The organism is Caldalkalibacillus salinus (assembly GCF_016745835.1).
GTDB lineage: Bacteria > Bacillota > Bacilli > Caldalkalibacillales > JCM-10596 > Caldalkalibacillus_A > Caldalkalibacillus_A salinus.
This window is the reverse complement of record NZ_JAERVL010000012.1, coordinates 255,712-264,477: the sequence shown is the minus strand read 5'-3', so window position 1 is coordinate 264,477 and position 8,766 is coordinate 255,712. Positions and strand designations below refer to the sequence as shown.

Here is an 8,766-nt window from a genome sequence, read left to right as displayed (position 1 = left end):
GATGAAACAATGCCGCAATACGAGAGTGGTGATACAGAAGAAAGGCTTGTTAATGGTGATGTTCAACCAGAGCTACAGCAACATCAAAATCAACACCAACAGCAACAGCAAAAACAACATCAAAATCAACACCAACAGCAACAGCAAAAACAACATCAAAATCAACAGCAGCTGAGTGAAACTAAAGCGTCCGTTGACACAAAACAGGCTGAACCAACGAGGCCCACAACGTCTTTATTCTCTACACCTACACAACAAGTGACGATGGGCAAGGCGGATGAACAGTCATCGCAGATATCACAGGCATTACCTCAGGCGTCCTCATCGGAATTGGAATCGAAGACACGCCACAACACCAATCAGGATCAACAGCCCACAGTACAGAATATAAGGCAGGCTCAACAACGGAGACGAGAAGCCAGAATGCAGCAGACGACAATCCAGTCTGCAGGTGACAGTCCCACACGGGATACTCAGGCAGAAACGCTAGAACGAGAGCCGTATTCTTACCCGCAATCCGATTTACTTAAACAAACTGTCCAGAACCGCCAACAGGATACAGATTGGGAAAAGAAACAGGGAGAGAGACTTCTCAACACTTTCAGTCACTTTAATTTGAAGGCAGAATTAATAGATGTAACCAGAGGTCCTACAGTCACACGGTTTGAAATTCAACCTGCTCCTGGAATCAAAATTAGCAAGTTCACTAATTTGCAGGATGATATTAAACTCGCTTTAGCAGCAAAAGCCATTAGAATCGAAGCCCCTATCCCAGGGAAACAAGCGATCGGGATAGAGGTACCCAATGAAAATCCGAGCCCTGTTTTACTTGGCGACCTTATACATTCTGAAGCGTTTCAGTCAAATGATTCCCCTCTTAGCATTTGCTTAGGATCTGGAATAGACGGGAAGCCGATTGTAACGGACATACAGAAGATGCCTCATGGGTTAATCGCTGGGGCGACAGGATCAGGGAAATCAGTTTGCGTCAATACGATACTCGTCAGCTTACTCTATAATGCGTCTCCTGAAATGTTACGTGTGTTGCTAATAGACCCAAAAGTGGTGGAGCTTGTCCCTTATCAGAAAATCCCGCATCTGGTCACACCCGTTGTGACAGATCCAAAAAAAGCAACAGCCGCTTTGAAGTGGGCCGTCGAAGAAATGGAGAGAAGATATCAACTATTTGCCCAAGAAGGCGTCCGAGACCTCGCCAGATACAATCAAGTCATGAAAACGAAGACAGGGGAGTCTGTGACCTTACCACATTTATTAATCATCATTGATGAATTGGCTGACCTTATGATGGTGGCCCCATCAGAAGTAGAGGAATCCATCTGCCGAATTACACAGAAAGCACGCGCATGCGGCATTCATTTACTTGTGGCTACCCAGAGGCCTTCAGTTGATGTTATTACAGGGTTGATCAAGTCTAATATACCGTCACGTTTAGCGTTTGCGGTATCCTCTCAAGTGGATTCTAGAACGATATTAGATTCGTCAGGAGCAGAGAGGCTACTAGGTAAAGGGGACATGCTTTTCTTAGCCAATGGCTCTCCAAAGCCTGTACGAGTACAGGGATGTTTTGTTTCTGATGATGAAATTGAGGCAGTGGTGAACAAGGTTGCACAGGAAGAGACACAACATTTTCTATTAAAAGAGAATGACCTGCACCAGCCAACAGGAGACAGTGAGGCAGAGGATGAACTCATTGAAGAGGCCGGATTTTTCGTTATGGAACAGGGGGCTGCCTCAACATCAAGTCTTCAAAGGAAATTCAGAATAGGCTATAACCGTGCAGCTAGAATGATTGACTGGATGGAGGAGCAGGGGATGATTAGTGAAGCTCAAGGTAGTAAGCCTCGGCAAGTCGTTTGGTCACAGGATCAATTTTTAGACTGGCTAGATCAAAGAGAATAATGCAACTTCTCCAATATATAATCAAATCTAAATCAATAGACATCGAACCCATGTACGCAATGTTTCACTCAATATAACTATTTTAATGTCTTAGGGTGGGCGGATGAGTTATTCGATTTTGAATTGTCGCCAGTATTGTTTTGTACCTGTTTGACTTCGGAAAATATATTTTTGCCATCAACGGTCTGTTTTTCTTCCTGGACATCGTTTTGTTGTGAAGATGAGGACTGATCCTGTTGAGTCTGGTTCTGCTGGGACTGGGTTTGTTGCTGTTGGTTCTGTTGCGTCGGGTTCTGTTGTTGTGCTTGATTCAGTTGAGTTGTAGGGATAGCTTGTCCAGCGTTTCCAGCACTGGCATTCATAGGCTGGATTGCTCCTAACATTTTCTTAAACTCACCGACTGTTAACGGTTTTTCGTCGTCGTTAAGTTCATATCCAATCTGACCGTTCGCTTCTATCGTGACCGTCTTCACTTGGGACAAGTTTGTGATGCCTTTTGACCTAAGTTGCATCTCGAGCTTGTCAACGGTCAATCGCAGTTGTCGCAATGTATCGACATTCAATTGACCATTCTCAATGACAACTTTAGATTTTCCTGTCAGCATTTTTTCTAACCCGTTAAATTTCATTTCAAAGTATTCAACCAGTATGAGGATGAGAATAAAAATAGCGGTTGCCCCCATCGTCCTTAAGACACTTTTTTCAATGATAGGTTGAATGATGATAGATCCGATTGAAATCATGATGACAGTGGTCGCGACAGTCATCTGTGAAATTGACTTTCGCCCAGCAAATCTTAACAAAATAAAGCCTGTCAACACCAATACAATGGATTCCCAAACAAAGTCCATGAAATAGCCTCCTCGTCATCGGTGTTTACCTTAGTTTCTCTCTAAGGCTATATTCTATACTTTTTGGACACAGACGAGAGGTGTTTTTCTGGTGTTGAAGGGGACCTTGACCACACACACCATAATAGGTTAACGCGTTAGATCATTAGGTATGGTATAAATGACAAAGAGTGAATCATCATATTCTTCATCATGGATCACCTCAACATCCTCTACACTGACCTCACCCGTGGCCACAGGGTCATAAGACATGTGAGGGGAGATGTGATAATAGTAAGTTTCCCCATCAATCACGACGCCTTCTAGGTGGCTCGCTTTCACCTGTATGTTCTCCTCTATTTCAACCAACTGATCGTCAGGATGTAACTGATCACTATAGGACTTTACGGTTTCCACTATAGCCGATTGATTTAATTCAGCGTCAGGCTTGTCTGTTTGACTTTCGTTGGCATAGATTAGGCGTGTGTCCCCATCCATGAGATAAGTAAACAAACCGGTTAACGTCAAACAAATGAAAAGGGTTAGCATCCAAGGTTGTCTTCTACGTAACATAGGTCCTCCTCCTTAACAATATGCTAGGTAAACCATTTAAAAATCTGTAGAAGCAAAACGGTGATGCCAGCAGCCATTAAAGGTCCAACGGGCACGCCCCGTAAAAGTACAATGCCTGCGATACTCCCAACGACGAGACCAATAATCATTTCCGGGTCCGCCTGTAGGAGATCCAATCCTTTGCCGTTTAAGTACGTGGCAGTGGCACCACCAATCAGTGCAATTAAACCATAGGGTGTCGTAATAAGTACTTTCATGTCTTTCCATCTGATTCGTTCGGTAGCGAATGGAACGAGAACAGCCATTGTTAAACATAATAATCCAAGCTCTAAGCTTCTCTCATCCAGATGGACAAGCACGTTATGAAGTGATGCTAGCCTGATGACTAATAAGCAGCTTGCGGCCGTTGCAATGATAGGCGACCGGCCAATAAGCCCGATAATGACGAGCGCAAGTAAAATGAATTCAGCTTTCATGTCCAAAACCCCTGTCCACAGTTCATACTAAACACTATGAGTTTTGGACAAGATTTATGCTTTTGCTTATGCTTTTTCCTCTAAGATGGAGGTTTTAAACTCATGAAGAAAAAAGGTGTCCGATCTTAGGCCCCGTCGAAGGGTCTCTAACGCCAATATGTCTTGTGGTTGAATATTTCCTACATTGACTTGAGGACCTAGCTCTTCTATGAGCGTGACCTGTTGGGCCTTTTTGGGTGCTTCCCAAATTAATGCATCACGATAACCCGCCACATCGTGAACGGTATTCTGAAGTAAATAGGGATCAGTCTCACCCTTCTCATCATAGATGCCGACGTTTTCGCCTGATTCTCTTCCTTCCACAATGACATATTCTGCACCATGTTCTAGATCAGAAAGGACAGTTTTACGCATGTCCTGAAACTGTAAAACACTTCCTGTTGTCTTTTTTCCACATTCCGTTATCACTTTTAGGCCCATGGACCTAGCCAGCTTGATAGCATTATAACGGTCTTTAAGTGGGATGTCAGTCGAACCATCGGAGATTTCCACTGTTTTAAACCCGCGTTTGACGATATGCTCCAAATATGAAGAGACTCGATCTTGAACGAAGGCCACTTCAAAAAACGTACCTCCAGGGTATAAAGTTACCCCATACTCTTTTGCTAAAGCTAACTTCTCTTTTAGTATAATCTCGGGATATAGAACTGATGTGCCAAACCCTAATTTTATAAAATCAATATATTCGTTAGCCAAGGCTAAGACATCTTGAAATTGTGTAAGGCCTAATCCCTTGTCAATCACCATCGTTAATCCGGTGCGACGAGGCTTTGGATCTCGCTGAGATGTCGGATCAACTAATCCAGCTGGCCAAGGATGTGTACGCTGAGACATATAATCTCCCCTTGTTCATTAGAATAGAAAAGTGGATATATGCCCAATGTATGCGCGTCTATGTATAAAGTGACGGGATTTAGCTTATTTTAGTTAAGAGAGAAGAGAAGGAGGAAATAGATATGCTCTATTTACAACCACAATATCGTACGCCATCAGGTGAAATATTCAACGTTGTTTCCAATAAAGGAAAAATGTTAGGTTATCTGTTGTATATCTTTAAAGAAGATAATGATCTTTATGTTTTGGGGCATCTGGATGATGTAGGAGAAAGGCAAAATTATATCGACATCGTCAGCCATTTTATCTCTGGTTTAAAAGATGTCGTCGGAGTAAAAAAAGATCCGTTCGTTAAAATATACTGTGGTGGAGAACAGATTAAACTAAAAGATGAAGAAGAAAACGAGGACAACGAATCTTAAGTTAAGGTCCCGTGAGATCGTAAAAAAGAAGTAAAAGCAAAAAAGATTTTACAAGCATGAATGAACACGATTTTGAAAAAAGCCTTTGACATCACCTGAGTCAAAGGCTTTTTACGTGCTAATAGTTGTTTATGGGGTACTATTCGATAGGGCCAGACGTTCCCAAGCTGCATTATGTTCATCTTCACTGTCACTGCTGTCACTACTGTCACCTTTCCCTTTGTTTTCCACACGAATAGCAAAAATGGCCCAAAATGCGGCTAACAAAATGAGGACAACGTTAGATCCAAACAATATCCATGACTCCATGGTCATTAACCATCCAAACACAGGAGGACCGAGCGCAACACCACCGAAACGAACGCTTCCGTATAGGGAGGTGATCATCCCCCTTTTTGCTTTATTAACGGACCCAGTTATAAAGCTGTTTATACACGGAAGGGCTAAACCTGTTCCAATGCCGTTCACAGCAAGTAAAAGGATAAGCACCACCAGTTGTTCTAAGAACATTAAGGGTATTAAAGCTGAGGCCATGAGGAGTAGACCGATGACAATCAATTTTTTCATTAAAGGAAATTTCTTTTTAATTAACCGCCCCGTAATATAAGAGGTTGTTGCCATGGCCAATAAGGGTACAGCCAGGATATACCCCTTGTATAACCCATCTATCTGATAACGTGTCTCTAATATGTCAGATAGGTAAAAGAGAACACCGAAAAGAACAAATAGCCCTATCGTTCCAATAAAAAAGGTGGCAATAAGCCAACGTCCGTCCGTCTTAAAGATATCTACAACGGAAGAAATATAGGCCTTTAATTTCGGTGGCTCAGATTTTAAAGGGGGTTCCTTAGCCATAAAAATCATGGCTAATATTGAAAACACACATAAGATTGAAAAGGCGAAGAAAGGTGCGAACCACACAATAAATGCGATCAGAGTCCCTAGAATGGGGCTGGCCACTTTACCTAGACCGTTTGTCGCCTCAATCACACCAAGCGCTTTACTCTGGGCGCCTCCTTTAAACATGTCGCCTGCCAGTGCCATCGTAATAGGCGCTGTTCCCGCTGCACCAATGCCTTGGATGGTTCTCCCGGCGAGCATGGTCCAATACGCTGTCTTCTCCACTAGAAACCAGGAGGCTAAACCTGCGACGACACCTCCAAGGGCAAATAACATCAAAGACGGTATAATCACTTTTTTTCGTCCAAAGCGATCAGAGAGAAAACCTGAAAATGGAATCATGATCGCTGCAGAGATGCTAAACAACGTGATGACTAAGCTGACTTCAAGTTGTGATATTTGCAATTCGTTCTTCATTTGGGGAAGAATCGGTATAAGCATAGAATTACCTAGAACCATGATAAATGGGACACTCGCTAATGCAATTAAGTCGAGGGTTTTTTTATTTTTAGCCATCGCACTCTTCCTTTTCATCAGAACTATTGCATAGGATTCCACCTTAGCAAGTATTTATGAGCCCTGTATCAAGCTACAGTTTTTACCAAAGTAAGGACCAAGTTAGGATTTTTGGTGTCAGTGTGAGGGGATTAGGCATAAGCTGATAAAGGAATGACGGAGGAGGGGGAGATAGCAATGAAAACCTTGAAGAGTCAATGGACTGAGCAAGAGATAACGGCTTTAGCCCAGGAGTATGAGAGTCAATCACCGGAAGCCATACTCAGCTGGGCGGTTAAGACACTTGGCAACCGGTGTACCTTAGCTTGTAGCTTTGGTGCAGAAGATGTGGTCCTTCTAGATATGTTAATGAATATAAACTCTGAAGCCCCGGTCTTCTACTTAGATACGGATAAACATTTCCCAGAGACATATCAGACGAGAGATAAATTATCAGAAAAGTATGGCGTTTCTTTTATTCAAGTGAAGCCGGCACTCACCCTAAAGGAACAACGTTTGAGGCATGGAGATAAATTATGGGAAACGAATCCTGATCTGTGCTGTCAAATTCGTAAAGTCGAGCCACTAAAAGAAACCTTAAACAAATATGATGCTTGGGTCACTGGTATACGTAGGGAACAGTCATGGACGAGAAGACACAGTAAGAAAGTTGAATGGGATGAAAAGTTTGGACTCCTCAAGCTAAATCCATTGGCTGATTGGTCTGAAGAGGATATCTGGACGTATATAGAGCAGCATGACGTCCCTTACAATCCATTACATGACCAAAATTACCCGAGCATCGGTTGTAGCGTGTGTACGCGACCTGTGCAAGACGGGCAAGATCCTCGTTCTGGACGTTGGGGCGGCTATCAAAAAACTGAATGTGGATTGCATAAATGAAATAACACTGATATGGGAGGAGTCGAGATATGACAAAATTGATCTCCCCTCATGGTGGTCAATTAATTAATCGCATGGTCTGCGAAGAACAAAAGGCTGACCTCGTAGCGGAGTTACCTCACATAAAACACATTGAGATCGATCAATGGGTACTATCTGATATAGAATGTATTGCCACAGGCGTGTTTTCACCTCTGACAGGTTTTATGTGCCAGGAAGATTATGATACTGTGATTCAAGAGATGCGCCTTGCCAATGGTCTCGTTTGGAGCATTCCAATTACGCTAGCCGTTGATGAAATGTTCTCCAAACAATTGTATATTGGAGAGAAAGTCGCTCTTGCCAAAGAGGGTGAGGTGTATGCGGTTTTAACCGTTTCGGATAAGTTTAAGCCAGATAAAGAAAAGGAAGCCCAATGTGTGTTTCGCACCCTAGAGAAAAAGCATCCAGGGGTACAAAAACTCATGAACAGACCGGCTGTATACCTGGGTGGACCGATCGAAGTGATTCAAAGACCTGAGCCGCAACAGTTTGAAGCGCATTTTTATACACCTGAAATGACAAGGCAGATTTTCTCTGAACGAAACTGGCAGACTATCGTTGGCTTCCAAACCCGTAATCCAATTCACCGGGCTCATGAATACATTCAAAAGTCTGCCTTAGAAAGTGTAGATGGCCTATTTATACATCCTCTAATAGGAGAAACGAAGCGTGACGATATCCCTGCATCTGTGAGAATGGAAAGTTATGAAGTTCTATTAGAGCGTTACTACCCGAAAAAAAGAGTGCTGCTAGGTGTGTTCCCAGCCGCTATGCGTTATGCAGGACCTAGGGAAGCAGTATATCACGCTTTAGTCAGAAAAAATTATGGCTGTACGCATTTCATCATTGGCCGTGATCACGCTGGTGTGGGAGATTACTATGGTACCTATGATGCTCAGAAAATTTTTGTCCACTTCTCTGAAGAAGAGTTGGGCATTAAACCTTTATTCTTTGAGCATAGTTTTTACTGCCATGCTTGTAACAGTATGGCTTCATACAAAACCTGCCCACATAGCGAGAAGGATCACTTTAAATTATCCGGTACAAAAGTACGTGCATTGTTAAGAGAGGGGAAACTATTACCCGAACAAATCTCTAGGCCTGAAGTGGCAAAAGTCTTGATCCGTGGTCTCAAAACAGAAGCTTAATAAAAATTGAGCCCTACCGAGCCATTGGCCTAGGTGGGCTCATGATACCTTTCATAGCCGTTATATAAGCCGTTATAATAAAAAATCCAGCTCTTGACATGAATTCATATCACCCATACATGCCATATATTGGACATGAATTGTAGAACCGTGCAGAAATTTT

The 8,766-nt window shown here is 42.8% G+C and carries 9 protein-coding genes; 4 read left to right on the top strand and 5 right to left on the bottom strand.

What is annotated here, in order from left to right:
• A partial coding sequence (locus tag JKM87_RS09390) for a DNA translocase FtsK (RefSeq protein ID WP_202080083.1) occupies positions 1-1,920 on the top strand: 1,920 nt, incomplete at its 5' end.
• 77 nt (positions 1,921-1,997) lie between these two features.
• Here the strand turns inward: JKM87_RS09390 and JKM87_RS09385 are convergent.
• The 4 genes from JKM87_RS09385 to comA form a co-directional block, all read right to left on the bottom strand.
• Positions 1,998-2,771, bottom strand: a complete 774-nt coding sequence (locus JKM87_RS09385; protein WP_202080082.1) for a DUF421 domain-containing protein — start codon at positions 2,769-2,771, stop codon at positions 1,998-2,000.
• A 129-nt stretch (positions 2,772-2,900) separates the two neighbouring features.
• On the bottom strand, positions 2,901-3,323 hold the full coding sequence (locus JKM87_RS09380) for a hypothetical protein (protein WP_202080081.1): 423 nt from the start codon (positions 3,321-3,323) through the stop codon (positions 2,901-2,903).
• A 23-nt stretch (positions 3,324-3,346) separates the two neighbouring features.
• Positions 3,347-3,799 (bottom strand): DUF441 domain-containing protein, encoded by a 453-nt coding sequence (locus JKM87_RS09375; RefSeq protein ID WP_202080080.1) that lies wholly within the window; start codon positions 3,797-3,799, stop codon positions 3,347-3,349.
• 66 nt (positions 3,800-3,865) lie between these two features.
• On the bottom strand, positions 3,866-4,693 hold the full coding sequence (gene comA / locus JKM87_RS09370) for a phosphosulfolactate synthase (RefSeq protein ID WP_202080079.1): 828 nt from the start codon (positions 4,691-4,693) through the stop codon (positions 3,866-3,868).
• 122 nt (positions 4,694-4,815) lie between these two features.
• Here comA and JKM87_RS09365 point away from each other — a divergent pair, with 122 nt between their 5' ends.
• A complete protein-coding gene (locus JKM87_RS09365) occupies positions 4,816-5,115 on the top strand; it encodes a hypothetical protein (RefSeq protein WP_202080078.1) in 300 nt (99 codons plus the stop codon).
• A 129-nt stretch (positions 5,116-5,244) separates the two neighbouring features.
• Here the strand turns inward: JKM87_RS09365 and JKM87_RS09360 are convergent, their stop codons facing one another.
• Positions 5,245-6,531, bottom strand: a complete 1,287-nt coding sequence (locus JKM87_RS09360; RefSeq protein WP_202080077.1) for an MFS transporter — start codon at positions 6,529-6,531, stop codon at positions 5,245-5,247.
• A 177-nt stretch (positions 6,532-6,708) separates the two neighbouring features.
• Here JKM87_RS09360 and JKM87_RS09355 point away from each other — a divergent pair, with 177 nt between their 5' ends.
• Together JKM87_RS09355 and sat are read left to right on the top strand one after the other, a co-directional pair.
• Positions 6,709-7,413: a phosphoadenylyl-sulfate reductase gene (locus JKM87_RS09355; protein ID WP_202080076.1), complete on the top strand. Its 705-nt coding sequence runs from the start codon at positions 6,709-6,711 to the stop codon at positions 7,411-7,413.
• Between the two features lie 29 nt (positions 7,414-7,442).
• A complete protein-coding gene (gene sat / locus JKM87_RS09350; RefSeq protein ID WP_202080075.1) occupies positions 7,443-8,603 on the top strand; it encodes a sulfate adenylyltransferase in 1,161 nt (386 codons plus the stop codon).
• Positions 8,604-8,766 lie beyond the last annotated feature (163 nt).

What these genes read in the sequence shown, in the direction of transcription:
- JKM87_RS09385 (WP_202080082.1), bottom strand. Translation starts at nt 2,771, where the DNA reads ATGGACTTTGTTTGGGAATCCATTGTATTGGTGTTGACAGGCTTTATT.
- JKM87_RS09380 (WP_202080081.1), bottom strand. Translation starts at nt 3,323, where the DNA reads ATGTTACGTAGAAGACAACCTTGGATGCTAACCCTTTTCATTTGTTTG.
- JKM87_RS09375 (WP_202080080.1), bottom strand. Translation starts at nt 3,799, where the DNA reads ATGAAAGCTGAATTCATTTTACTTGCGCTCGTCATTATCGGGCTTATT.
- comA (WP_202080079.1), bottom strand. Translation starts at nt 4,693, where the DNA reads ATGTCTCAGCGTACACATCCTTGGCCAGCTGGATTAGTTGATCCGACA.
- JKM87_RS09365 (WP_202080078.1), top strand. Translation starts at nt 4,816, where the DNA reads ATGCTCTATTTACAACCACAATATCGTACGCCATCAGGTGAAATATTC.
- JKM87_RS09360 (WP_202080077.1), bottom strand. Translation starts at nt 6,531, where the DNA reads ATGGCTAAAAATAAAAAAACCCTCGACTTAATTGCATTAGCGAGTGTC.
- JKM87_RS09355 (WP_202080076.1), top strand. Translation starts at nt 6,709, where the DNA reads ATGAAAACCTTGAAGAGTCAATGGACTGAGCAAGAGATAACGGCTTTA.
- sat (WP_202080075.1), top strand. Translation starts at nt 7,443, where the DNA reads ATGACAAAATTGATCTCCCCTCATGGTGGTCAATTAATTAATCGCATG.